This is a genomic window from Dyadobacter jejuensis (genome assembly GCF_003149085.1).
In the GTDB taxonomy this organism is placed as follows: Bacteria; Bacteroidota; Bacteroidia; order Cytophagales; family Spirosomataceae; genus Dyadobacter; species Dyadobacter jejuensis.
The window spans coordinates 498,652-524,677 of sequence record NZ_QGDT01000003.1 but is presented as its reverse complement, the minus strand read 5'-3'; the positions used below and the strand labels follow the sequence as shown (position 1 = coordinate 524,677).

Genomic DNA, 26,026 nt, shown 5'->3' with positions numbered 1-26,026 from the left:
TGAAAATTGATCAATAATATGATGTTAGAGGAACACATTGGGGAGAAAGTTCCTTTTTCCACTTATCAGGCGGCCCGTGGGATAGCTGGAGCCGTTGCCAATCGTTTTGAACAGTATCACAGTCTTAGTAATATTTCGGAAGGGGTGCTCAGGGCGCCATCGCCCAATGCCAGAGTCATAGAGCGGCTATTGGATACTACGTTTTGGGCGAGTCTCCGAAAAGAAGAAGGGTTTTCTCCTAAAATATCAATCGCTTACCTTCCTCCACACCAATCTGGCAATCCTTTGGTGTTTGGTACGCCACTGCCCTTTACACCGCATAGTCTTACCAAGTTAGCCCCGGCAGTGGAGCGGTCGGGCATTCATTTGGGGGTTTGGAGCGATGGCGATCAGCTGTATATCTGGGGGACCACCCGGACTATTCCCGCGCTTTGTTTCGTATTAGAGGTGATAGAACCTGGGGTGCTGGTCATCAAGCACCGCCGTGGAGAAGGGTATGGGAAATTTGTGAACGTCGCCGTTTTATCCGGCGACCAGGTCAAGGTGATCGACGAGAGTTCTACACGAATGCCCGATTGCCCTTCGCTGATTCACTCCTTAATCGGCAACGACTCCACCAGGTTGTGGAACGATTCTGTAAATATTTTGGTGTTGCTTTCGGCTTCCATGCGGGCACATGGGCGCGGAGGGATATTGCTGGTAGTGCCTACTCATGGCAGCAGCTGGCGCGAATCTATTGTGCATCCTATAAGCTACCCAGTGGAGCCAGCCTTTAGCGAATTAGCAGAGTTGAACAGGGATTTTCAGCCCAGCCGAGCCAAGTGGCAAAGTAATCTTTCTCAGGCTATTAGTAGCATGGCGGGCCTGACGGCCGTGGATGGGGCCACTATCATCAACGACCAATACGAATTATTGGGTTTTGGGGCGAAAATTGCCCGGGCCAAGGGGCGTGCCCCTATTTCCGAATTATTGACGACAGAGCCTATCAAAGGCAATAAGGGCCAACGGATGCCGCCGGGACAAAACGGGGGAACCAGGCATATGTCGGCAGCTCAGTTTGTTCAGGACCAAAAGGATTCCTTTGCCTTAGTGGCTTCCCAGGATGGAAAGTTTACCATCTTTTCATGGTCCACATGCGAAAAGATCGTTCAAGCCCATAGGGTCGACGCCCTGCTGATGTAGCAAGGTGTTTAATCAGGATTGAATAGTTCTAGTTGGTCGGGGTCGGCCTTAGGGCGTGGGGTAGGGTCGTTAAAGTTGGAAAGGGTAATTCCTAGAAGGCGTACCGGACGGTCTTCAAAGTCAATATTTCCCAGCAGCTCCGTGGCGATGTCCCGGAGTTGGGTGGCCGATGCCAAGGGATAGTTGACCGACCGATTGCGGGTGATCTGGGTGAAATCCGAAAACTTTACTTTAAGCGTGAGGGTTCGCCCTTGAAGCTTCTTCTTCGATAACCGATCGGAGACCGTCTGAGCCAATGTTTCCAGTTCAGCCACCATGTCCTCCAGGTGTACCAGATCCTTTCCGAAGGTGTCTTCAGCCCCTAAGGATTTGACTAAGCGCTGGGTTTGTACTGGACGATGGTCTTCGGCCCTGATGACCGCGAACAAAAACCGTCCCAATTTGCCAAAATTTTGTTGCAGGGCCTCTATCGATAATCCGCGCAAGTCGCTCCCTTTATGAATATTCATGAGCTTCATTTTGGAAGCCGTAACCTTGCCTACCCCATAGAATTTCTCGATGGGCAGTTGGTCCAGGAATGCCTCTACCTTAGAAGGTCCTATAAAGGTAATTCCGTCGGGTTTATTGACGTCAGAAGCGATTTTTGCGACAAACTTGTTAATTGACACGCCCGCAGAGGCGGTGAGGCCTAGTTCACTTTTGATGGCCTTCTTTATTTCTTGCGCAATGTCTATAGCCGAGCCAATACCTTTTTTATCGATGGTGACATCTAAGTAAGCCTCGTCCAAGGATAGCGGCTCAATAAGATCGGTGTATCGACCAAATATTTCGCGGATCTGCAGGGAAACACTTTTGTAAATTTCGAACCGGGGTTTGACAAATATAATATGGGGACATTTTTTAAGGGCTTGGGCCGACGGCATGGCCGATCGTACCCCGTATTTGCGCGCCTCATAGCTCGCTGCCGCCACCACGCCCCGGCCGGTGGGTGAGCCTCCTACTGCAATAGGTTGGCCTTTCCACTGAGGATGATCCCGCTGCTCAACGGATGCGAAGAAGGCATCCATGTCGATATGAATAATCTTACGTAACGGTGGGGTGTTCTGCGTTGACATGATAATGAACTACTGTGGACGGGTTGCGATTAATGAGGCGTAACTCAATATTATAATAAAATTAAAAAGTAATTAATGTGCATCAAAATAGACATTTTCAACGTACTATTTATCGAACTTCTTACAGCACATGCCGACGGTCGTCCCGACGGTCGTCGTAGTTATGGCCAAGAATTTTAATTATTCCTTGGCGCTGGCGGGACCTAGAGACGCGCTGTGCTTTGGTTTTGAAAGTTTTAAACTATTCTAAATGAGTTAAAAAAATGGTACCTAAAAGTATATGACCAATATGTTACTTAAGTATTGCTTGCTCCCCATGGTCCTATCCTTATGTACCGTGTTTTATTGTAATGGCCAAGAGCGTTGTGGAACCATGTCGGTATTGGATAATAAATTTTCCACTCAACCCAATTTACGCACTAATTTTGAGCTTCAGCGTAGTACGCTGACCAAGAGAGCTAACGAAAGCAGCCAGAGTGGAACGCGTACCAACGCCGAAACGACCTATACCATTCCAGTGGTGTTTCATGTGGTGACCAACAGCCGGATAACGGTAAGCCAGCAGGCTATCTATGCCCAGCTCGATACCCTTAATAAGGATTATGGAGGGAAAAATGCGGGAAGGGCGCAGGTGTTAAGCGCCTTTGCTAGCCTCGTAGGGGAGGCTAATATACAATTTTGCCTGGCCCAGCGAACACCCGACGGCCGGCCCTCCGATGGAATAGAGTTTACCAACACCACCGTCAGTTCGTTTGACTATGAGTCTGAAGACGTCAAATACGCGAGTCGTGGTGGGGCAGACGCCTGGGACACCGACCGCTATTTGAATATCTGGATATGCAGCCTTTCCGACGATATATTGGGCTATGCGACTTTTCCTGATTTGGGGCCCGCCGTCGAGCAAGGTGTCGTGATCGACTACAATTCCTTGCCTGGTGGCTCCTCGCTTTATTACAGTGCTGGTAAAACCCTTACCCATGAAGTTGGGCATTTTTTCGGGCTATACCATATCTGGGGAGATGATAAAGGCGCTTGTACGGGGTCGGACGAGGTGGCCGATACGCCCAATCAGGCCGATTATACCCAGACATGCCGACAAGGTGAGGTGATGGATGCCTGTAGCAGGGTTTCACCGGGTATCATGTATCAGAATTTTATGGATTACACACCCGATGCCTGTTTGGTCATGTTTTCGCAGGGCCAGGTAACGCGCATGCGCTCCGCCCTAGAGAACTACCGAATGTCCTTGGCTACCTCCGATGGGTGTACCCCTGTGGATCTAATGAAAAATGATGCCTCTATCAAAAGCATTCTTGCTCCTGCTCAGCGCCTATGTGAAGGACAGTTTACACCTCAGATCGTGATTCAAAATAAAGGAGAGCAGGCCCTCACCCGTCTCACTATCACGGTACAACAGGACGACGACCTGGAGGCTGAGGCTATTACCTGGACGGGGAATTTGAATTATTATGAAGAGGCCACCATCACCTTACCTACGCTCACAACCGGGGTGGGTGAGCATGTATTGCGTGTGAGGGTAGAAAATCCGAATGGATTACCCGATGAACAGACTAGCGACGATGTTTTGGAAAAGGCATTTATATATTATGAGCCCTTTGAGGCCCCCGTTCAGGAAAGTTTTGAGACTGTTTTTCCCTCTCCTGGTTGGGATATCGTCAATCCAGATGCAAGCGTCACTTGGGAGCAAAATACCAGCGCATCGGTGACGGGTGGGCGCTCTGTCCGGATTTTGAATTATAACTACACCTCCGTCGGACAGGTGGACTTGTTAAGGAGTCCGGTGGTGAAGGTAGCTGGGGTCGATTCGGCTTTCGTTTCTTTTTCTTATGCCGCTTCCAATTATAGTACCACTACCACGCAGTGGGACACGCTGTCGGTGCTAGTAAGTACCGACTGTGGGCAGACCTACGTGCCCTTGTATCAGGAGTGGGGAGGAGAGCTGGCGACCCGAGCAGCTACTAGGAGTAGCTTTGTGCCGGCAATTACCGAGTGGAAAAGAGTGGAGCTCAATCTGGCCCAGTTTATCGGCCAGGGTGAAGTGATGGTGGCATTTGGAAATACCAATGGCCACGGGAATAATATTTATCTCGATGATATCCTGATCAGGACCGTGGTGGTCAATCCCAATTTGAAAGAAGCGGGGTTCTTGGTAAGTCCTAATCCTACTTCCGACCAAGTCAAGGTGGAGTTCTATCCCCATCCAGATGGACTTCAGTCGGTGACGTTGTACACGGTGTCCGGTAAAAAAGTAAAGGAATATATAATTGAAGGAGAAGTGAGTACCAACGTTTATACCTTCAATTTACAAAACTATGCGAGCGGTGTGTACGTGGTCAGGGCACGGTTTAAGGATAAGGTTATGACCAAAAAAATAGTTAAATATTAGCCACCTGCAAATAGGGGTGGAGGGATAAAAAAACAGCCATTGACGAATCAATGGCTGTTTTTTATTTCAATCGGTTTTTTTATTATAGAATTCGCTTTACTACGACTTTACTGTTAGTTTGGGTAATGGCATATTCCTTCGCATTTTCGTTTGGCGGAACCATAAAAATTTGTTTCTTCTTTTTACCATCAGTGTGCACCCAATTGGCCGAATAGAGCTCTGGCATGGGGCCGGCATAAATAGGACGGTTGTCGGCATGAAGAAAAACTTCTTCCTCTTCGTAAGCCGTTTCCAGATTACTTCCCTCAATCACATCCGCAATAATCTTTATCGTTCCGAAGTTTTCGTCAAGTCCTTTGATTCTTGCTTTGCCGTAGAATGGTTCCTCTTCAAAATCCCAACGTGTATAAAAGTCAATAATATTACCGGTTTGAGAATCGACGTAATCGACGGTTAGCAACTGTTCCTTCATGGTTTTATAGTTAATTGTACTCCTTTTTCGGTGCGGTTATCTAATTCCTAATGAACTTAGGCCTTTTGACAAATGTAATCGCTAACCTTATTTTTCCAAAAAAAATGTAAGAAGTATTTGAAAATTTATTTGAATTACCTTATATAAACCGTCGAGGTTCCAAATAATTCAAAATGTTATTCCTGACATTGCCCTTGTTAAATGATCTTAGTAATGGGTTAAATAGATTAAATGAATGATGGTTTCTTTTTAATGGGTTGTTGATGAGTGTTTTATGCCTTAAGCATGTGTTCAAAAATTTCACGCTGCTGTATTAAAGCCTGCACTTTATCTTTTGGGTCGGTTCGACATTCTAATAGAATCCAGCCTTTATATTTTATTTGTTTGAACATACTGATCAATTCCTGGTAGGGGTAGGAGTTATCGTCGAGTTCGCGCACATGGACGGTATCGCCAAATCGATTTTTAACCAAATTGAAATTGTACTTTAAACCTTGGCCTATCAAATCCTCTGGGTTGCAGTTCCAGCATATGGTGGCGTTTTTGTGCGGAGCTGCATCCATGATAGTCTTGATGTTGGGGAGTTCTTGTGTTTCTTTGCCATGTACTTCTAGCCGTATCTGCTGGCCAAAGTCTTGTGCATATCGACCAAGTTCATCTAAGGCCCTACCAATTTGTTCTAGCGTTTTTTCAGTGGGGACTTCTTTATGCAGTGCATTGGGCTTCACTTTGACTCCCGTACCTCCTACATCAGCACTTAGTCTTATAAATTCCTTGGTACGATCGATGGCCTTTTTAAGCCTTGCCTGGTCGGGGAAGTCGTATTGTTCGTTGGTCCCCAAGCCTACTATTTCTATTGGGCTGTCGTCAAAGCGCATTTTAACTTCCTTTCGGGCGGCAGCACTCAAGTCGGGCATTACCTTATGGGCATGATCGACCCGTAGCTCCACACCGGGTATCTTCGCCGCGCTGCAATTGGTGATCAGAGTCGGGACGTCCCAGTCTTTACCCCATAGATAGGTAACAAGGCCCAGCTTCATGCGGGTTTTGGCATTGGGCTCAGTGGCCATTCCTTCAAAGGGAAGGCAGGCCATTCCAGCCATCGTTCCCAAACTCATTAGAAATTCGTTCCTGTTCATGTTTTGTTAAATATTTTTTTAGCCGGAGTAGTACGGTTTCGTTTGTAGTATACCAAGGCGGCAAATGCCTACCTGCCCGGCCGATTGCTGTTTTACCTTATAAGACGAAGGACCGCTATAGTTACCACCGTTTCATTATTTATTTTATGGTTATCCTGCAATTAATGCCCTTAAGAATGGAGCAAGTAAGGGTATTATTGGGAATTTAGGTGATTTTTTTTGATTCAAAATGGATGATTACTCTCCAAGTCTTTTATCTTCGCAACTCAACTTTAGTACTTTTCCATAATCTTATAGCCTAAATCCTCAATCCAATGGATCAGCAAGACATTTCAAGGAGAAAATTTTTAGAATCGGGATTCGCAGCCGCGGGCCTAATGGCCATTTCTGGAGCTTCGTTCGGTATGCCAGCCTACATAAAAAACTTAGGGAAACCCAATTCCCTTTTTAAAGGGGTACAGATCGGGGTGATCAGTTATTCGTGGCGGAGTATGCCAAGCAGTGCTGAGCAGGTCCTACAATATTGCATAGACAGTAATATTAGTGCCATAGAGCTAATGGGGCCGGCTGTGGAAGCCTTTGCTGGTGCTCCGGAGCTGCCATTTGAGCGTCAGGGGCGCAAAGCGCTGACTGCCGAGCAGAAGTCACTTCAAGAAGAATATATCCTAAAACTAGCCCAATGGAGGGCGACTGTGCCCATGACCCGATTCCAGCAGTTGGGAAAGCTATATAAAAAGGCTGGGGTAAAGATTTATGGTTATAAACCGTCGGCCTTAGGTGAAAAAAATACCGATGCTGAGGTAGACTATGCTTTTAGAGCGGCTAAGGCATTAGGGGCCAATCAGGCAAACGTTGAAAAGCCTAGCGATGCCGAAACGAAAAGATTGGGAGATATTGCTTCCAAAAATAAAATATATGCCGGCTATCATGGCCATACACAACAAACTTTTGATTGGTGGGATAAGGCCTTGGAACAATCGAAATATAATGCCCTGAATTTTGATATGGGGCATTATGTAGCCGCCGGGTTCGACCCCATCGAACTGTTGGAAGCTAAGCATCAGCATATCGTGAGCATGCACACCAAAGATAGAAAAAACAAGGCCAACGGTGGCGATAATGTGGTATGGGGCGAAGGGGATACGCCTATAGTGCAAGTATTGCAGATGATGCGTGATAAAAAATACAAGTTTCCCGCTACTATTGAGCTGGAGTACCCCATACCTCAGGGCTCCGATGCAGTGAAGGAAACCGCCAAATGTGTAGAGTTCGCCAGAAAAGCTTTGGGAGCCTAGCCTGGAGGAGATGGAATGATAATCAGAGTAGGATTATCGTTTGCTTTAATTATTATATCTGGTAAAACTTAAAAAATATTACTGGCCGTACTTTATATTTGGGGCCAGTAATATTTTTTAATGATGCGTAAAATTCCAAAGGGCCTTATGGTAGGGGTATGGCTCGGCATGATGAGTCAGATAAGCTGCCAAAAATCCTACCAAGTGGCCCAGTCGGGCTATAGCCAATATGTGATGGACGATAGCCTAGCCGTCGACTCCTCCCTGATACGGTATTATTTGCCGTATAAACGACAAATGCAGGCCGAAATGGACCGTGTGATCGGGCATTCGGCAGTAGCCATTACCGGTGGTAAAGGACCTGAAACCCTATTGGGGAATTTCTTTTCCGAGGCCATCCTGGATCAAGGACGTAAATTCGATCCTTCCATTCAATTCACTTTCGCTACAAGAGGAGGCCTTCGCAATACCCTTCCTAAAGGGGCATTGACCATTGGGAATATTTTTGAACTGATGCCTTTTGAAAATGAAATGGTGGTCCTCAAATTATCGGGCGACACTACCTGGAAACTTTTGGAATACATAGCCGCTAGTAAGGGCCAGCCTGTGGCCGGTTTACGCATGTATATCGATGGTGGAAAGCCTACCGAGATACTTATTGGTGGGAAGGCCTTCGACCCCAAGGCACAGTATACCATACTAACCTACGACTACCTCGTTAACAGTGGAGGGGATTTGTCGTTTTTGTCAGAAGCCCAGGATCAGCGGTTAGTAGGCAAACGCTTGAGAGATGCGCTTATCGACTATGTGGAAGATATAACGCAACAAGGAAATGAAATACAGGTGCAACTAGACGATAGAATACGTGTCAATGAAAACGAATAGGAGAGAATTTTTGAAATTATCGGCAGGTTCCGTCGCCTTGGCGGGCTTGTCTTCGCTGCCACTTTCTGCCTTGGCGCACCCCGATACCCTGAAGCTTACGATTCTGCATACCAACGACGTCCATAGCCGCATTGATCCTTTTCCGATGGATGGGTCACGGAATCAAGGTCTTGGGGGAGTAGCCAAGCGGGCTGCGCTCATCAATAGCATACGTCAACAGGAGCAGAATGTATTGTTGCTTGATGCCGGCGATGTGTTTCAGGGTACCCCTTATTTCAATATGTTTGGAGGCGAACTCGAGATCAAAATGATGTCGGAAATGGGCTATGATGCCTGCACCATGGGAAATCATGATTTCGATAATGGGTTGCAGGGGTTCTTAAAACAATTGCCTCATGCTAATTTCCCCTTTCTTTGTAGCAACTACGACTTTAAGGATACCATCTTGGCGGGTAAAACACGACCATACAAGATATTTAAGAAAAGTGGAATTCGCATAGGTGTTTTTGGGCTGGGGATAGAATTGGAAGGATTGGTAGACAAAAAGAATTACCTAGAGACCCAATACCTGGACCCCCTTCAGAAAGCCACTGAAATGGCCAGCCTGTTGAAGTTTGATCATCAATGTGACTTAGTGATTTGCCTATCCCATTTGGGCTTTAAATATGGCGACAGTAAGGTGTCGGATCTAGTATTGGCCAAAGAATCCAAGTACATCGATTTGGTTATTGGTGGACATACCCATACTTTTTTGAAAGACCCTGTGGATGTTCTGAACGCTGATGGCAATATTACCACTGTTAACCAAGTGGGTTTCGCTGGGATTAATCTGGGGCGAATCGATTATTATTTTGATCGGCATAAAAAGTCACAAACAAGGCTTTCAGCAGTGTTGCCCGTAGGGTCAGTGCAGGAGGTAGAGGATAACTGGCCATCTTAAATTAACGAGTGGGCTACATAGGATTACAGAAGGAGACCGGAATTGCTATTCCGGTTTTTTTATGGAGTAGTATTCGTTTTGATCCTCCTGCTTTACTGATCAAAATGTGCACACAACTCCCTGGTTTTACCGTATTTAGGTGGGGAGATTATGTGCCAATGATCGCCCTCGCAGGGGGAGCAGGGGTGAGGGCCATTGCAGTTGAAATTCGTATTTCGTAACTTTTGCCAACCTTTTTCGTAATGGTATAAATATATTAATAGGATTCAACCCTTTGCTAACCGAAGGAGAAAAGGTTTTCTGGCATGGAATTAATTGAAATGGAATATGCAGCAATTACAAAACACGGTAAAATTACTAAGAATCCCCTTTTCTTTTTTTTTGATGCCTCTTTTCTTATTTGCCTTAAGTCAAGCCCCATCAGTCAATTGGGTCAAGGCAATTACTGCTTTTAGTATCATACACTTTTTGGTATATCCGGCGAGTAATGGCTATAATAGCTATATTGACCGAGACGAGGGGAGTATAGGAGGTTTAGAAAACCCACCCATGCCTACGATATGGCTGTTTTACCTGACCCTGGCCATGGACTTGGTGGCGGTACTACTGGCTTATTGGTATGTATCTCCTGAATTTGCCCTTTGCATTATCGTGTATATATTGGCCTCGAGAGCCTATAGCTCGAGGCTAATCCGACTCAAAAAATATGCTTTTGGGGGCTTTTTAACCGTTATGCTTTTTCAGGGCGCATTTACGTATCTGATGGCCACGGTTGGGGTTATTGGCTCATGGCCTACATTCAATAATGCCTTTAAGTTAGTTTTATTGGCCTGTTCTCTGCAAATTGGAGGGGCCTATCCACTCACTCAGATTTACCAACACCAGGCCGACTTAGCCGATGGAGTCGTTACTTTAAGTTATAAATTGGGGTATAGAGGTACTTTTTTGTTTACTGGGGCAATGTTCGCCTTGAGCAACCTATGCTATTTTTTGTATTTTCAACGCATGGGGACTGGAATGGTTTTTTACCTGCTTATTTCATTCTTTATGCCGATAATCGTTTATTACATTTATTGGATGCGTCTGGTATGGCAAAACGAATACTTTGCCAACTTCACCCATACCATGCGGATGAATGCCCTGGCCGCATGGTGCATGAATAGTTTTTTTATTTTTCTAATCGTTATTCGGTATTTTCTTTGAGTTATATATCCTACATATCCACCGCCGTTCCCGACTATGGGTATGAGCAAAAACAATTGGCCGATTTTTATTCATTAGGAGCGGCTACTCCTAGTGAAAGCAGGAAAATAAACATTGTTTCGTCTAAAACTGGTATCGATAAGCGATATTCTGTTCTTCCCGATTTCAGTGATCAGTTCTCCGGTAACCTGCTCTTCGGAAGGGGAGCGGACAAGCCGTCGGCTAACCTGTCCGATCGAATGGAGGTCTATCGGGCCGAGGCCCTAAAGCTATCGTTAAAGGCGGTGGGTGGCTTAAAAGATTTTTTGCTGTGGAAAAAGGATTGTACCCATCTCATTACGGTGACTTGCACGGGGCTATTCGCCCCGGGGCTCGATATAGAGCTCATTCGGGAATTAGCGCTTCCGCCGAACATTGGGCGGTCCTCCCTTAACTTTATGGGCTGTAATGCGGCTATTTTGGCACTCAAGAATGCCGATTATATCTGTAAAAGTGTGCCCGATGCCAAGGTGCTGGTCTTATGTACCGAACTATGCACGCTTCATTTTCAGCAACGGTTCGACGACGATTATTTGCTTTCGAATCTGTTATTTGCCGATGGGGCTGCGGCCGTGTTGGTCACTTCCCAGGCCGAAGGACAATATCCTAATCCGGTTCGGATCGACGCCTTTCATTCCATGATCGTACATGAGGGATATAAGGACATGGCGTGGCAGTTGTCTGAAAGTGGGTTTATTATGAACCTAACTTCGTATGTCCCAAGAATTATCAAAGAAAACATAAAAGATATGTTGGATGCTATAGGTCTAAATCCTGAAGAGGTGGAACAATGGGCGGTGCATCCGGGAGGTAAGAAAATACTAGAAGAATTTGCTAAGTCGGTGGAGTTAGCGCCGCATAAACTAGCCGATGCCTACGAAGTGCTACGATCGTATGGGAATATGTCCTCTCCAACGGTTTTGTTCGTACTGGAGGCCATCCTCGCAAAGAGTACCACTTCTATGGCTGGCCAACAGCTATTTTCTGCAGCCTTTGGCCCGGGAATAAGCATCGAAACCATGAGCCTACGTTATGTTTAAGCATAGAAGTACTCAAAAAGAGCTCCTCGATGCGGTGGATATACCTGAAAAAGATTTGTTTCAAAATCTGAAGGAACTCGATTTTATTAACCATTGGCTTGGCGGCTATGCGGTCTCTTTTAATGCCTTAAAGGACTTGTTGCCTCGGGATAAGGCCTTATGTGTCGTTGACATAGGAAGTGGTGGGGGAGATACCCTGCTGCGTATGGAGTCCTGGGCACAGCAACAAGGTATTGACCTCAAACTAGTGGGCATCGACCAAAAAGAAGTGTGCATCCAGTATGCCGAATCACGACAGAGAAGTGGTAATATTCAATATTTCTGTGATGACTATCGGAATATAGGCCAGTATATTACGCATTTCGACTTAATTCATGCGAGTTTGTTTTGCCACCACCTTTCCCATACCGAAATGGTTGATTTGGTGCGGTTCGCCTGCGAAAGAAAGTGTATTCTAGTCATCAACGATCTAGAGCGCAATGCCTTGGCCTATTGGAGCATCAAGGTGCTTACGTGGCTGTTCTCTTCGTCCTATTTGGTCAAAAACGATGCTCCACTGTCTGTGCTACGAGGTTTTAAGAGGGTGGAATGGAAAAAGATTCTGCAGCAAGCTGGGGCTCAGCATTACCGTATCAAGAACAAATGGGCCTTTAGACATCAAGTAATAGTATATGGAAAGCAATAATAGGGTATATGCCTGTGCAATTGTGGGAGGGGGCTTGGGAGGCTTGTGCCTGGCCATTCAGCTGGCCGATCAGGGACGAGAGGTTGTTTTATTCGAAAAGAATATATATCCTTTTCATAGGGTATGTGGAGAATATATTTCTAACGAAAGTTGGGGGTTCCTAGAATCTCTAGGGGTCCCATTAGCTGAGTGGGATCTGCCTAAAATCAGCCAACTAGGCATTAGTGCCGAATCGGGCTATATGCTAAATCACCGCCTAGGCTTGGGAGGGTTTGGCATAAGCCGATACAAATTAGACGCCTTCCTGGCCGACTTGGCCAGAAAAAAGGGGGTTAAGGTACTTGAACACTGTAAAGTGACCGATGTTGTAGCCCACGAACAGGGTTACAGCATCGTGACGACCCGTGGGATGTTTTATGCTGAGCTCCTCTGTGGTAGCTACGGTAAGTACACCCCGGCTTTTGTTCAAAAAATGGAAGGATATGACTTAGCAACCGATACAAGTGCCGACAATTACATTGGGGTCAAGTATCATATTCGGGCCGATTTGCCAGCGCACCGTATTGAGCTACATAATTTTAGGGATGGCTATTGTGGAATTTCTAAGGTTGAAGCCAACCAGTATTGCCTATGTTACCTGACTAAGTCCCAAAACCTGAGGAATCATGGCAATAATATCCATGACATGGAAATGGAGATATTAAATAAGAATCCTTTTCTCCGCCGTTATTTCTTTTCTGCAGATTTTATTTATAAACAACCATTGGTGGTGAGCAATGTGCAGTTTCATAAGCGTAGACCTTTAGTGGGGCCCTTGTTTCAAATTGGCGATGCGGCAGGCACCATATCGCCCCTTTGTGGCAATGGGATGAGTATGGCCATGAGGGGGAGTAAAATTTTGGCCTACCAAATGAACCGGTATTTTTCGGGACAACTGAGCAGAACACAGCTAGAAGGGACGTTTAGGTCGGAGTGGAACGAAGCCTTTTCGAGTAGGATTCAAATGGGTTTCTATTTACAAAAGCTTTTCGGTAAAAATACCCTAACTGATTGGTCGTTGAGGGGACTCTCCTTGTCATCAGGTTTGAGAAATAGGATTGTTGCTGCCACCCATGGCGACGTTTTCTAAAGTCTGTGAACCGTAAGCCTGAATTTTTTGATGAGGTATTCGAATATCGATACATTTATCATTAACATCAGCATCCCGTAAAAAATATCTTCAACTGGGATAGTGAGTATCCGGATGCCCATATTTTCTAGATCGTTGTACCATACCACGGAGTCGGTTATTCCCGTTCCGGTCAGCAGACCATTGACAATTAGAAACGGGAGTATCAAAAACATATGGGAATAGTAAAATAAGCTTAGCCAGGGCTGTGGCTTGAGGTACTGTACGAAGATAAGGGCCAGGGCTAAGGCCGTAAAGGTCCATCCGGTATAGTAGTTCGTTCCATGCAAGGTGAGCCCTACTGCCAGGAGCATGAGGATAATAAACGTAATGCGTTTCTCATATTTAAGCTTAAAATCGGCAGGATAGTAGATTTTAAAACAATAGTAGGTGAATAAACATGCGTAAGGGATACATATAAAAAAGAGTATTTCTTCCAGAGGTAAGCCCCCATAGAATATGCCCAGCAGATAGGCAGGATTAAAACCCCAGACCCCTAAATGAGTAAAATAGCTATCCCATATCACAAAAGGCAAAAGAGTGCCTCCTATGGCCGGGAAAAGGGCCGACCATTTGTGATATAACCGTATTCTGGGATGAAAAGAAAAAAGTAGCGGTACCGATAGCGACAGCAGATTTATCCAAAGATATAGACTGTTCATTTGGTTCTTTTGGGATTTAAAGATTCCTTGTAGTACTTCATAGGGACCCATAACATACCGAAGCATTCGCCATGGTGTTTTCCTAAGTGTTTGTGATGCATCTTATGCGCCCTTCTGATGGCCCTAAAATAGGGGGAATCGGCGTTGCGCAGCCATTTGAAACGTCTGTGGATAAAAACATCATGAATTAAAAAATATGCCGCTCCATAAATGGTAATTCCTGCGCCGATCCATAATACGTAGGGGAATCCTTGGTAAATCCCTAAGTACATCAAAATGATAGCGGGTATGGCGAAGATTAAAAAGAAGAAGTCGTTCTTTTCGAAAAAATTTTGATCATCTCTTTGATGGTGGTCCTCATGGAGGAACCATAAAAATCCATGCATCAGGTATTTATGAGCCAGCCACGCCACAGATTCCATACATAAAAAAGTGATCAGCATTATTAACGTGTTAAGAAGCAAATTTGTCATAAGGATCGATGTCAAGCCAATTGTCTTAAAACTTCAGGTAAACATATTTTGAACCATTCCGTATAGTTTTGCGGATTTTGCCGCATGTCAAGGTCTAGTTCGGTCGGATGTACGAAACGAAAGTCTGCTGCTTCTTCAGGGTTTATCTGGGGAGCCTGGTCGGTAATACCATAAAAGACATGGTCCAATTCATGCTCGATAAGGCCTTTGTCCAAGTGAGCGAAGTACTGAAATTGATAGATATGTTTCAATGGCGTTTGAATGCCCATTTCTTCCCATAGCCGCCTTTGAGCCGCTGTGGCCACGGATTCATTGGGGAATGGATGGCTGCAACAGGTATTGGTCCATAGGCCACCGGAGTGGTATTTGTCATGTTGCCGCTGTTGGAGAAGCAGCTGGCCGGCAGTATTGAATATAAAAACGGAAATGGCCCGGTGCAATAGCCCTTTTTGGTGCGCCTCTAATTTGTCCATCAACCCTATTTCTTCATCCGATGGATTAACCAGTACAATTTTTTCTTGTATCATTTTGATAGGAATAGGATTAATTTCTACTTTGTAAACGCCACTGAGTCAATAGTCTTGCTTGTTAGGTAAAAAAGCATGGCTAGTGGAAATAAACTAAACAATGTGTTGGTTTCAAATGTTCCTCTAACGATGTCAACAACCAATTACATCCAATCGAACTGATGCCTCACCAATGAGCGGAGCATAAGCCCAGCTTTGTCGAAATCGGGAATTCTAATTCGAGCATTCATCACCTTTTCTGCAGGGGTGGCCTTGATGCGTAGGTAAAGCTTATAATAGTAATAGTAAGCCAAATATACGCCACGCCGGGCGCCTGGAGGGAGCATTTTGATCCCTACTAGTGCCTCCCTGAAATCATTCTCGATCTCCAGCTGTATTTGTTCCTTATCGGCTTTAGAGAAATGCTCGAAATTGACACCCGGGAAGTAACATCTCCCTAGCTGCTGGTAGTCGGCCTTCAGGTCCCGCAAAAAGTTGACTTTCTGGAATGCCGCCCCAAGTTTCATGGCATAGGGTTTTAGTTGGTCAAATTGTTCCTTATTGCCATCGGTAAAAACCCTCAGGCACATGAGTCCCACCACCTCCGCCGAGCCAAGAATGTACTCCTTGTAGGTGTCGCTGGTATAGGTTATATTTTGAAGATCCATTTCCATACTCTTGAGGAAGGTATCGATAAGTGGCCACTCTATGCCGTAGGTATGTACCACGTGTTGGAAGCTATTCAAAATTGGGTTCAGGCTTATTCTCTTCTCGAGGGCCATCACGGTATCTGTGCGTATTTTTGCCATCAGGTCGGCCTTGTCATACTCATGAAAACTATCTACAATTTCGTCGGCCAGTCGAACGAAACCGTAAATACCGTAAATGGGATTTCTCCATTCCGATTTGAGGAAATAAATTCCCAGGGAGAAGGATGTGCTATATAATTCCGTGGTGCTTTTGCTACAAGTTTCGGAAAGACGGTCGAAAAGTTGTTTCATAATGCTTAGTTGAGATGTTTTAAGATTTCCTTTGCAGCGATTTGGCCAGAGATGATCGTGGGGGGCACTCCAGGGCCTGGGACGGTGAGTTGTCCGGCATAGTACAGGTTGGATACCTTCTGGCTTCGCATTTTAGGCTTTAGAAAGGCCGTTTGTCGTAAAGTATTGGCTAGGCCATAGGCATTTCCTTTATAGGCATTATAGTCATTAATGAAATTATTGATACAATAGCTTTTCTTATAATCAATAAATTCTCTAATAGGCTCCCCGGCAAATTTCTCCAGTCTTTCCATCAGCATCTCGAAGTATTCTTCTCGCAAACTGGGGCTGTCGGCGAGGCCAATTGCCAGGGGCATCAGCAGAAATAGGTTCTCCTTACCGGCCGGAGCCACTGACTCATCGGTTCGGGATGGGCAGCAGGCATAGAATAGAGGGTTTTTAGGCCATTTGGGATCCTTATAGATGTCGTGCGCATGTTGGTCGAACGATTCTTCAAAAAATAAATTATGATGCCTCAATCCCTCTAGCTTTTTGTTGATTCCCAGATAAAAGATAAGTGCCGAAGGAGCAAAAGTGCGCTTGTCCCAATAGCTGGTAGGGTAGGACCTGTGCGATTTGGGAAGCAGCATGCGCTCTATATGGGCATAGTCGGCAGTACCTAGCAAAATGTCGGCTGGATAAAAATCATTGATATTTTGTAAGCCCACTACCCTGTTATCCTTGATTTGAATAGAATGGATATCTGTTTGGAACTTAAATTTCACTCCTTGTTCTTCTGCGATTTTTTGAAAAGTTTCGGCTACCCTTCCAAAACCTCCCATGGGGTAAAATGTCCCCTGTTTTAAGCCTGCAAAATTCATTAGGCTATACATGGCTGGGGTGTTTTTGGGTAAGGCCCCCAGAAACAAAACCGGAAACTCCATCAAAGCCAATAAACGGGGATCCTTGAAATACTCGCGCACATGGCCTTTAAAGGATGATAGGAGCTGTAATTTTAAGGCATCCTTTAGCAACCGTACTTTCATGAATTCGATTACAGAGTGTGCTGGCTGGAATACCATTTCACCCATGCCTACCTGGTATTTGTAGGCCCCATCTGCGATAAACCTACGTAGCTTTTCGGCCGCCCCCGTCTCGTAACTTTCGAAAAGGGTGCATATCTCTTCAAAGTCGGCCGGAATATCCATCACTTCATTTTGGCCAAATATGACGGCAAACCCCGGATCCAGCTTTTTTAGCTCATAGAAGTCGGCAGTGGTATAGCCAAATTCATTATAATATTGTTCGTAAACATCGGGCATCCAATACCAAGAGGGGCCCATATCGAAGCGGTAGCCTTGATCTTCGAAAACCCTGCCCCGCCCTCCCGAGGTGGTGTTCTTTTCTATCACCGTTACGTCTAATCCATTTTTTGCCAGCAACGCTGCCCCAGCCATTCCTGCGAATCCTGAACCGAGTACGATTGCCTTATTTGTTGCTATCATGATTGGAGTTGGTTTTTAAGTTGCTCTACGGAGTGGAGGGCTATAATGTTTTTTTCTGCCAATAAGTTATTAAGGTAATTGCTCGGCCCTGACACACAGATGCTTTGTTGTGGAAAGTGTGCCGCCAGCTGTTCTATAAATTTTTTTAAATAGGTTTCTGGTTGATTACTAACACAAAAGGTACATAAATGCGTGGGGCCATATACCGCCGCAACTTCCTTTAAGTTCTCGAATGGTACTCTACTCCCCAGATATAAGGCTTGTGCACCTTGGCGTATGATGAGGTAATAACTATAGAGCAGTCCAATTTCATGCTCTTCTTTTTCGTTTAAAAAGAGAATCCATTTCTGTTTAGAAGTTTTACGGTTTTCTAAATTGGCTATGACAGAGAATAGCCGCTTTCTAATAATGTTAGAAAAAAAGTGTTCCTGAGCCGGCGTCATTTTATCGTTCATCCACCAAAGCCCCGTTTTAACCAGTAAAGGATAGATGAATTTCTCATAGGTGTCATCTATTCCTAACTCCCCGATCAGTTCGTCGAGAACAGCATGGATACTAATTTCGTCGTATTCTAAAATGGCTATGCGGGTCTGGTTTATTTTAACGGCCAATTTTTGAGGACCAGTTGACTCCTGTTCAATGGCCTCTTCTACTTTTTGTTTCCATTCGACATCACTCAATTTGCCAATCGCCGATATTTTCATCCCCGCCTCCATGAGCATCATGACCGATAATAATTTCTTTAAATCATCATCGGTATAGAAGCGAATATTGGTAGCAGTTCTTTGTGGGGTGAGGAGTCCATAGCGCTGTTCCCATATTCTGATGGTATGTGCCTTCAAACTGGTTATATTTTCAAGGTCTTTAATGGAGTACTCGGCCATAATATTGTTTAATGTTTATCAAAAATAGTTAAACAAAATATAAATCCAAATCGTTTTTCATTTTTTCTTTTCATACGGTGGGGGCATCACTAACGAGTTCTGTGCTTTACGCTATGGCCTGGTGTAGGCTAAGGAAGTATTGATTTACATTTAATGAGTGGATCCTACTCTTTATCAAGAGGGGATTAGGAATCAGCGGATTAGATAAGAAAAAATTATCAAAAGTATTGTTAGTATCATTAAGATGTGTATATTTGATACTGTTAATATCTTTTTCATGTAAAACGCTTGTACAATGAAGAATCATGCAATTTATTGGTCGGTTAACATTAAGTTTTTAAGGTCAAGGCGTAAATTGAGTCAGGAAGCGCTTGCCGAGAAATTAGGAATATCGCGGGTGAAGCTGAATGCCCATGAAAGCGGTAGGACGTCCAACCCTGGTATCGATGATCTGATAAATTTTTCTGAATTCTTTAGAATGAGTATCGACAGTTTGTTGAAGATCGATTTATCCAAACTGTCGGAGCAGAAATTGACGGATCTAGAGGTAGGCAGTGAGTTGTTTATGAAGGGGGGGCAGATAAGGGTATTGGCCATTACCGTCGACAAGGAAGACCAGGAAAATGTGGAGTATGTGCCAGTAAAGGCCAAGGCTGGGTACCGGGCAGGGTACAGTGATCCGGAGTTCTTGGCAACCTTACCAAAGTTTAATTTACCAAACTTACCCAAGAACGGCACATTTAGAATGTTTCCTACCCAAGGGGATAGCATGTTGCCTATACCCGAGGGGAGTGATATTATCGCTCGTTATGTGCAAGATTGGACCAGTCTTAAAAGGGAGACACCTTGCATCGTAATTTTAAGGGGTGAACAGGACTTCGTATTTAAGCAGGTTACGGTTCATGATAACGGAACCTTATTACTGCAGTCGTTCAACAAACAATATTTTGCTTATACGGTGCCGGTTTCTGAAGTTTTAGAGGTTTGGGAATATTATAGTTTTCACAGCAAGTCCCTGCCTGAGCCGCAGACCGACTTACAGGTTTTATTGAAAATGCTTCAGGAAATGAAAACTGAAATTGGGCAACTTAAGGAGGGCAAATCCTTGAAGGGATAGGTTAGCAAAAAGATCGAATAAAGTTGAAAGGAGTTGATAAATATGATTGGTAATTAGTACTATATGTACTCATGATGTAGTAATAATTTTTGATAGATGTTAAAACATGCATTTAGGCTTATTTGATTTATTACAATTGCTGTCGTAACCTTTAGATCGATTATTATGGGTAGAACCAAGGGACTGGAAAGCTGTTTTTTTTAACCACAGAAATTTGCGGTTTGACCCCGCTATATACCTCATTTAGACCTTTAATTTCCTGCTCTGTGATGGCATTTATAGTTTTGCGGTAGATAAAACCTCAAATCATTATGCAATCATACTTTAAATTCCTCCTCTTAAATATGGCCCTTTGTTGGGTCATTCCTGGCCAATCGGTGGCTCAAAGTCCTACCGCGCCAGCTTTGAAATTTAATATTTTCGTAAAAGGCAACACAATTCTACAGTCTTCAGAAACGGAAGGACCGGTTGCCATCGGTGGAAATTTGACAAGTAACCAGTATCAAATTAGTTTTGATAAAAGCCTTGGAATATTTCATGTGGGTGGCGTATCTATTGGGCTGGCCGTACGTGGGGGTGTGAACCTGAATAGTGGCAGCCTTACCATCAACGGAAACAACTACGTAAAGATTGGAAACTGCACGACGCCAACACCCCTAAAAACATGGTATCGTGATAATAATGGAGCGGCTTCCAATATTCGAATCACCAAAGCTACTAGCGGATATGGAAGCACTCCTAATATCACCTTGAATGCTCAGGCCAATTCATTTGGTAGTGCAGAGTTGAGTGATGCCAATAATCCCATCTGTCAAAATGTATTTGGAACAGGGTCTTCTCAGATCGATATCGATAAGGCATTTACCAATTTGATCAGTAATTCGGATAAATTAGCCTTGCTGGCCGACAACCTCCCTATCAAAGATCAAAATGGTAATACCATTCCAGGAGCTGAGATGGGACCCTATAAGGACCCATCGAAGTTTGGAAATAATCCTCGCATTGTTGTAGATCCTAATAAAATTAATGTACTGACGGTATCGGCCGCCGTATGGAACTCCATTCAAAATATCAATATTCAAGGTATTCCTAATGGGCCTTCGCAAGTGGGAGCTGAGGTTCCCAACAAAAATTTTGGATTGATTATTAATATTGTAGACTACCCTGCTTTTGGGGGCACGCTAAGTTTTCCTGGATTTGGCGGGCTTAACGACAGCCAAGGAAGCTATATACTGTATAATTTTCCGGATGCTAGCTCAACGCTTACAGTAGGAGGGAATGCGCAAATATCGGGTACGTTATTGGCTCCGAGAGCTAATCTGATCAAGGACAATAACGGTAATATCAATGGCCAGGTGATCGCCGATCAGTTCACACACCAAAGAGATGAGATTCATTTTTGGCCTTTTCAGCCCGATGTTCCATTGCAAGAGGACAAGACTATTACGGTCACTGGGGGATCTGAGTGCGACAATAACGCTCCTTGGTTAAACTATACCATAACGCCCAATTACGATGCGACAGGCGCCACAGCGAAGATTGAATGGATCAACGCCAATGACGAAGTGGTTAAAACGGAAACCAACCAACCGCTGAGCGGCCGTTTACTTTTCCCAGGTGCTGCGATCGATGCCGATGGCAAAGGTATTGCCTGGCCGGGATGGACCAAAGTCGATGGCAAATGGCAGGAGATCGATGATGCCAATGCTTCGATAAAAAAGGCAGGTTCAAAAATTAGAGTTACTGTGTCACCCACAACAACATTTGCCATTAGCTATCCAGAATCATCGAGTACGTGCAAGACCTCTCCGCCCGACGACACTCCACTACCGGTGAAACTAGCATCTTATTCTGTTGAAAAGGTGAACTGTGCTGCGGTTTTACAATGGACGGTAGCAGAAGCAGAGAATTTCTCTCATTTCGAAGTGGAAAGGTCTACCAACGCTACCAGCTTCGTAGCCTTAGATGAGGTGACTTATAACGCTACTCAGGATCAATACGAATATATCGACTCCCCTTTTTCTAAGGAAAGCAACCAGGCTGGTAACCAGTATTACCGATTGAAGCAAGTTGATATGGACGGTAGTTTCGAATACAGTACCATCAAAGCGATCTCAGATCGTGGATGTGCGGTAACTTCTTCTGTAGCCGTATACCCCAATCCAGCAATCAATGAGCTAACGGTGTCTAGTACCAGTAACATTCAAAAAGTTGAGGTATTCTCTATGAATGCTGCACGTGTAAAGAGTGTTCAGCCGGTAGTTGCAGCGCATCAGGCACAAATCGGCATAGGAAGCCTGCCTTCGGGAACCTATGTAATGCGTGTTGTGGATGAGCAGGGTGTTACCCAGCAAAAGTTTGTTAAACAATAATTGGTGGCTTAAGACGGCATTGATGCTAAAAAGGAGGTGTTCCATTTGGAGCACCTCCTTTTTTACTTAGGCGATATCGGGTATTACGATAGCCGTCTGCCTTTCCATATATAGGTCTTATCTTGGGCCGCTAAACCAAACAGGCAGACGTAAAAAGGATAGAGCAATTGAGTGAGTGGTATATAAGGAATTGACGATCTTTTTTTGAGAAAACCCAGTATAGGGGTTAGGAATATCCATTCAGGCAAGCATTTTAGCAGACATATAATGGCTAAGTCTGATAAAGATATGCATCCAAATAGGGCTAAAACTACACTAATGAGCATGGATACATTGGCCATGAAAATAAAGATAGCCAATATTTTAGGTGTAGGATTGGTATAATGTTTCCATTTACTACCCCATCGTTTTCTTTGCCTGTAAAAAGAGGTCCAGTCTTGATGCGCTGCGGTACTAACAATGACTTCAGGGTCATTAATGAATCCGTATTGGCCGGGGAATTGGTCCGCTATTTTATGCAAAAGAAACTCATCATCACCAGATGCCAGGTGGTCCACGCCTGAGTAGCCTCCTACGGCCATAAAAGTCCGTTTTTCGTAGGTGAGGTTGGCACCATTACACATAGAGGGGAACCCCGCCACCAGCGAGCACGCGCCACTACCTACTAAGCTTGCAAATTCTATAATTTGTAAATGGTCGGTGAGCTTTTGGGGTTCAAGGAAAGTGACGGGTCCACTGATCAGCCGGCAAGCCGTGGACTGGTAATAGGAGTCAATCGACGAAAGCCAGTGGGGACCCATACGGCAGTCGCCATCGGTGGTGGTTATGAGCGACCCTTTGGCCATTTTTATTCCATGTTCTATGGCTCGCTTCTTAGGCGATTTGGAGGGGTCGGAGGGAAGCTCGACCAGGTGGATCTGGCGGGTGGTATTCCTTATAATTTCCTCTACAAGCTGCGCAGTGGCGTCGGTGGAGCCATCGTTCATAATGAGCACCTCGTAAAGGTGTGATGGGTAGTCCTGACGAATCAAGTCCTGCAGTAGCTTTCCAATATTATTGGCTTCGTTTCGCACCGGGACTATCACCGTAAAAAAGCTGGATGGCTCCTTTAGGTCTTTGCGCTCTGCGATAGCTGGCTGACGCTTCCAGGTAAAGGCCAAAAGGCATGTGAATATAAAATAGCATACTAGGGTAATAGCGATGACCACTAGAATGACCTGTAAGGCGCTGTGAATCATTAGGAGATTAAGTATTTAAAGAATTCGATTTGATTTTGTATTTCCATATGAGATATAACCCAATAAAAATAGGACCCAAAACATTGACAACCCATATCAGGAAGGTAGCGGCTAGCAGTTGATCGATAGGCAAGTTAAAAGACTTGAATACGAAGAGTGCCGTAAATTCCCGTATGCCTAGGTCGCCCAGTACATTTACAGCTGGGACGACGGTCTTGACCAGAAAAATAAGGGTAATGCAGGAGGCCAGAAGGTAAATAGGGAGTTGAAATTGGAAGAGGGATAAGGCAATTAAAAACTGAGTCAAAAACACGAGGTATCTGGCTCCTCCTAGAGTGGAGGCCCATAGTAACTCCATAGGGCTATAAAGTCCTATTACTTTGAGGTATTCAGTGGTCTTTTTAAGTAACGGTATTTTTTTGGTGAGCAACAGGAGTCTATGACGGGCTATTGCCGTTAACACACCCAATGTAATAATCACAGCCAATACGATCCATATTCCATTTTTTTGTCCCATCGAAAGAGGTAACTGGGGAGATACCACAGCCCAGCCAATGGTGCCCGCAACGATGGAAACGTAAAACTGGATTCCGTTTGAAATGATGGCCGCTCCCAAGGCCTGCAGCCGCTGCCCAGTTTGGATGGCACCAAGCCTTCCTATGGTATCCCCTAGCTGGGCGGGCAGGGCTACACCCACAGCAAGGCCCGTTAAAGTGCCTTTAAATGCGTCCCTAAATGTCATAGGAAGGATTTTGTTGACAAGGTTTCTCCATTTTAGGCTTTCTAGAGCCCAATTGACCGGAACCAAAAGTAAGAGAAAACTTATGGATACAAAATGTTTTGAATTCCATACCTGTCTCAAACTCTGTCCGATATCCCGTAATCCCTTTTGCTCGCTTCTAAACGTGTCGACGATATAGGCCAGAATTAGTCCGGTTATTACTAGTTTTGTCGTCCAGAGCAATCTTCCCCACCTATTTTCCTTTAGGGTTGCTTTGGTTTGATTATCTTGTATCATTATGGAAAAAATACCTGCACATCCTGCTGAAAAAGTGATTATTGGAGTAGATCCGGGTACCCAGGTCATGGGGTACGGGGTGATATCGGTAAAAGGCCAGCAAATCTCTTTGGTTCAGTATGGTGTAATTCATTTGAGCAAATATAGCACCCACGAACTCAAACTAAAGAAAATTTTTGAAAGGATCTCTCAGTTGATCGACGACTACCTACCCGATGAAATGGCTATAGAAGATCCTTTTTATGGTAAAAACCCACAATCTATGTTAAAGCTTGGACGCGCACAAGGGGTGGCTATGGCGGCGGCTTTAGCCCGTAGTATTCCTATTGTGGAGTATGCACCCAAAAAGGTAAAACAGTCGGTGACCGGTAGTGGGAGTGCTTCAAAAGAGCAAGTGGCCTATATGTTGGAGAAAATTCTTAAAATGGAGCTCAGTCGTGAATTTATGGACGCCACCGACGGGATAGCCATCGCTATATGCCATCATTACCATGCTAATTCCCCGGCTTCGGCTAAAACATCCAATAGTTCAAAGGCTAAAAAAGGAGGGTGGGGAGCATTTGTATCCGAAAACCCAGAGCGAATAAAATAATCACTACATATGCTTCACGATTTCCATAGCCTTAGTATGAATGCTAAAGGTGTTTTTAAAGCGCTCAGGGGTTTTCGCTACATTTTCTAATACGACTAAAGTATACTTCCCCTCCGGGTAGTAGAAGCATGCGCTTGCAAACCCAGGGACATACCCGAATGCCCCCACCTGAACGGACTCTTCACCAGGCAAAAACGTTAACCCATAGCCATAATTCAGTGCGCCAAGTACCGGATGATTTCTAAGGGCATAGGGTCGAATCATTTTTTGGAGACTCGCTTCTTTTATAAGCCTTCCCGTCTGCAACAAACGAGTCCATTGCAGTAAGTCCTGGGCTGTCGATACGAAGCCTCCTGCTGCCACATCATACATTAAACTATTGGTTTCTAAGTGTGCTGAGCCATCTTCTGCCGTCGTATAAGCCTTTACGAGATTCAAGAAGGTGCGGTTTGTGGGATGCATCGTTTCGGGCATTTCTGCTTCACGAAATAGTTGTGTAGATAGCTCCTCAAAGGACTGCTGCGTAATACGCTCCGCTATTACCGCTAATAGCTCATACCCTAGTTGGGAATATTGAAACTGGCTTCCAGGTTCGAATTGCAAAGGTGCATCCATTTCTGCTATGCCGTGGGTGTGGCTGAGCAAATGATGTACGGTTACGGTATCGGCCCAAGATTGATTTAGCTCGGGAAGATACCTACTTATCCGATCGTGAGGATCAATTTCTGTTTTTTCGATCAGTTTCATGATCAGAACGGCGGTAATTTGTTTGCTGATAGAACCAATCACAAACCTATCGGTAGCTTTCAGTTCTCGCTTCATGGACAGATCGGCATAGCCCCGCACAGCCCTAAAGAGAACTGAATCCCCTTGTGCTAACATAATTACCCCATTAAAGTCTTTGGAATGCGATAGAGAGTCGAGCCGATGCTTCCAGTCGTTGGTCTCCGGCATAGCCTGGAAGGGATGGCCGATGTGTAGCATGATGATCAATGAAAGTATAGGGCTTAATATCAACATATGATTTAAAAATAGGAGTGAGATGTATTAAATATACAAAATATAAAGAATGGTTTACTAAAGTTCATCAACCGTATTGGTGCTAAATA

The 26,026-nt window shown here is 44.7% G+C and carries 24 protein-coding genes; 12 read left to right on the top strand and 12 right to left on the bottom strand.

The window, feature by feature from the left end:
- Positions 1 to 18 precede the first annotated feature (18 nt).
- Complete coding sequence (locus tag CLV98_RS09095) at positions 19 to 1,182, top strand: putative sensor domain DACNV-containing protein (protein WP_229203282.1); 1,164 nt, start codon at positions 19 to 21, stop codon at positions 1,180 to 1,182.
- A gap of 8 nt (positions 1,183 to 1,190) precedes the next feature.
- Here the strand turns inward: CLV98_RS09095 and dinB are convergent, their stop codons facing one another.
- Complete coding sequence (dinB, locus tag CLV98_RS09090) at positions 1,191 to 2,297, bottom strand: DNA polymerase IV (protein ID WP_109673982.1); 1,107 nt, start codon at positions 2,295 to 2,297, stop codon at positions 1,191 to 1,193.
- Positions 2,298 to 2,577: 280 nt separating this feature from the next.
- Here dinB and CLV98_RS09085 point away from each other — a divergent pair, with 280 nt between their 5' ends.
- Complete coding sequence (locus CLV98_RS09085; protein WP_109673981.1) at positions 2,578 to 4,704, top strand: M43 family zinc metalloprotease; 2,127 nt, start codon at positions 2,578 to 2,580, stop codon at positions 4,702 to 4,704.
- An 82-nt stretch (positions 4,705 to 4,786) separates the two neighbouring features.
- Here the strand turns inward: CLV98_RS09085 and CLV98_RS09080 are convergent, their stop codons facing one another.
- Together CLV98_RS09080 and CLV98_RS09075 are read right to left on the bottom strand one after the other, a co-directional pair.
- Positions 4,787 to 5,176 carry a hypothetical protein gene (locus CLV98_RS09080; protein ID WP_109673980.1) on the bottom strand — a complete coding sequence of 130 codons (390 nt, stop codon included), beginning with the start codon at positions 5,174 to 5,176 and terminating at the stop codon, positions 4,787 to 4,789.
- A gap of 272 nt (positions 5,177 to 5,448) precedes the next feature.
- Entirely contained in the window at positions 5,449 to 6,315 is an 867-nt protein-coding gene (locus CLV98_RS09075) for a sugar phosphate isomerase/epimerase family protein (RefSeq protein WP_109673979.1), read from the bottom strand.
- Between the two features lie 314 nt (positions 6,316 to 6,629).
- Here CLV98_RS09075 and CLV98_RS09070 point away from each other — a divergent pair, with 314 nt between their 5' ends.
- The 7 genes from CLV98_RS09070 (at position 6,630) to CLV98_RS09045 (ending at position 13,531) form a co-directional block, all read left to right on the top strand.
- The gene (locus CLV98_RS09070) at positions 6,630 to 7,610 is read left to right on the top strand and encodes a sugar phosphate isomerase/epimerase family protein (protein WP_109673978.1); all 981 of its coding nucleotides are present in this window, start codon (positions 6,630 to 6,632) and stop codon (positions 7,608 to 7,610) included.
- Positions 7,611 to 7,730: 120 nt separating this feature from the next.
- Entirely contained in the window at positions 7,731 to 8,495 is a 765-nt protein-coding gene (locus tag CLV98_RS09065) for a 5'-nucleotidase C-terminal domain-containing protein (protein WP_109673977.1), read from the top strand.
- A complete protein-coding gene (locus CLV98_RS09060) occupies positions 8,482 to 9,435 on the top strand; it encodes a bifunctional metallophosphatase/5'-nucleotidase (protein ID WP_109673976.1) in 954 nt (317 codons plus the stop codon). The genes CLV98_RS09065 and CLV98_RS09060 overlap by 14 nt, the downstream gene beginning before the upstream one ends.
- 327 nt (positions 9,436 to 9,762) lie before the next feature.
- Positions 9,763 to 10,638 (top strand): UbiA family prenyltransferase, encoded by an 876-nt coding sequence (locus CLV98_RS23870; protein ID WP_229203281.1) that lies wholly within the window; start codon positions 9,763 to 9,765, stop codon positions 10,636 to 10,638.
- Positions 10,635 to 11,717 carry a type III polyketide synthase gene (locus CLV98_RS23865; protein ID WP_229203280.1) on the top strand — a complete coding sequence of 361 codons (1,083 nt, stop codon included), beginning with the start codon at positions 10,635 to 10,637 and terminating at the stop codon, positions 11,715 to 11,717. Before CLV98_RS23870 ends, CLV98_RS23865 begins: the two co-directional genes overlap by 4 nt.
- Entirely contained in the window at positions 11,710 to 12,402 is a 693-nt protein-coding gene (locus tag CLV98_RS09050) for a methyltransferase domain-containing protein (RefSeq protein ID WP_109673975.1), read from the top strand. The genes CLV98_RS23865 and CLV98_RS09050 overlap by 8 nt, the downstream gene beginning before the upstream one ends.
- Positions 12,389 to 13,531 carry an NAD(P)/FAD-dependent oxidoreductase gene (locus tag CLV98_RS09045; protein ID WP_109673974.1) on the top strand — a complete coding sequence of 381 codons (1,143 nt, stop codon included), beginning with the start codon at positions 12,389 to 12,391 and terminating at the stop codon, positions 13,529 to 13,531. The genes CLV98_RS09050 and CLV98_RS09045 overlap by 14 nt, the downstream gene beginning before the upstream one ends.
- On the opposite strand, the gene CLV98_RS09040 is transcribed toward CLV98_RS09045, so the two are convergent.
- The 6 genes from CLV98_RS09040 to CLV98_RS09015 form a co-directional block, all read right to left on the bottom strand.
- Entirely contained in the window at positions 13,528 to 14,232 is a 705-nt protein-coding gene (locus tag CLV98_RS09040; RefSeq protein WP_109673973.1) for a lycopene cyclase domain-containing protein, read from the bottom strand. The genes CLV98_RS09045 and CLV98_RS09040 overlap by 4 nt on opposite strands.
- The gene (locus CLV98_RS09035; RefSeq protein WP_229203279.1) at positions 14,229 to 14,675 is read right to left on the bottom strand and encodes a sterol desaturase family protein; all 447 of its coding nucleotides are present in this window, start codon (positions 14,673 to 14,675) and stop codon (positions 14,229 to 14,231) included. The genes CLV98_RS09040 and CLV98_RS09035 overlap by 4 nt, the downstream gene beginning before the upstream one ends.
- Before the next feature lie 41 nt (positions 14,676 to 14,716).
- Positions 14,717 to 15,232, bottom strand: a complete 516-nt coding sequence (idi, locus tag CLV98_RS09030; protein ID WP_109673971.1) for an isopentenyl-diphosphate Delta-isomerase — start codon at positions 15,230 to 15,232, stop codon at positions 14,717 to 14,719.
- 143 nt (positions 15,233 to 15,375) lie between these two features.
- Positions 15,376 to 16,212 carry a phytoene/squalene synthase family protein gene (locus CLV98_RS09025; protein WP_109673970.1) on the bottom strand — a complete coding sequence of 279 codons (837 nt, stop codon included), beginning with the start codon at positions 16,210 to 16,212 and terminating at the stop codon, positions 15,376 to 15,378.
- Positions 16,213 to 16,217: 5 nt separating this feature from the next.
- On the bottom strand, positions 16,218 to 17,696 hold the full coding sequence (crtID, locus tag CLV98_RS09020; RefSeq protein ID WP_109673969.1) for a bifunctional phytoene desaturase/3,4-desaturase: 1,479 nt from the start codon (positions 17,694 to 17,696) through the stop codon (positions 16,218 to 16,220).
- A complete protein-coding gene (locus CLV98_RS09015; protein WP_109673968.1) occupies positions 17,693 to 18,580 on the bottom strand; it encodes a MerR family transcriptional regulator in 888 nt (295 codons plus the stop codon). The genes crtID and CLV98_RS09015 overlap by 4 nt, the downstream gene beginning before the upstream one ends.
- A 295-nt stretch (positions 18,581 to 18,875) precedes the next feature.
- Here CLV98_RS09015 and CLV98_RS09010 point away from each other — a divergent pair, with 295 nt between their 5' ends.
- On the top strand, positions 18,876 to 19,697 hold the full coding sequence (locus tag CLV98_RS09010) for an XRE family transcriptional regulator (RefSeq protein WP_109673967.1): 822 nt from the start codon (positions 18,876 to 18,878) through the stop codon (positions 19,695 to 19,697).
- Positions 19,698 to 20,008: 311 nt separating this feature from the next.
- Positions 20,009 to 22,069, top strand: a complete 2,061-nt coding sequence (locus tag CLV98_RS09005; protein WP_109673966.1) for a choice-of-anchor A family protein — start codon at positions 20,009 to 20,011, stop codon at positions 22,067 to 22,069.
- An 83-nt stretch (positions 22,070 to 22,152) separates the two neighbouring features.
- On the opposite strand, the gene CLV98_RS09000 is transcribed toward CLV98_RS09005, so the two are convergent.
- Both CLV98_RS09000 and CLV98_RS08995 read right to left on the bottom strand, forming a co-directional pair.
- A complete protein-coding gene (locus tag CLV98_RS09000) occupies positions 22,153 to 23,307 on the bottom strand; it encodes a glycosyltransferase (protein ID WP_109673965.1) in 1,155 nt (384 codons plus the stop codon).
- A gap of 7 nt (positions 23,308 to 23,314) precedes the next feature.
- Positions 23,315 to 24,325 (bottom strand): lysylphosphatidylglycerol synthase domain-containing protein, encoded by a 1,011-nt coding sequence (locus CLV98_RS08995; protein WP_109673964.1) that lies wholly within the window; start codon positions 24,323 to 24,325, stop codon positions 23,315 to 23,317.
- Position 24,326: 1 nt separating this feature from the next.
- On the opposite strand from CLV98_RS08995, the gene ruvC reads away from it, so the two are divergent.
- On the top strand, positions 24,327 to 24,917 hold the full coding sequence (gene ruvC / locus CLV98_RS08990; RefSeq protein WP_109673963.1) for a crossover junction endodeoxyribonuclease RuvC: 591 nt from the start codon (positions 24,327 to 24,329) through the stop codon (positions 24,915 to 24,917).
- Positions 24,918 to 24,920: 3 nt separating this feature from the next.
- Here the strand turns inward: ruvC and CLV98_RS08985 are convergent, their stop codons facing one another.
- Positions 24,921 to 25,937, bottom strand: a complete 1,017-nt coding sequence (locus tag CLV98_RS08985) for a serine hydrolase domain-containing protein (RefSeq protein WP_109673962.1) — start codon at positions 25,935 to 25,937, stop codon at positions 24,921 to 24,923.
- Positions 25,938 to 26,026: the final 89 nt, after the last annotated feature.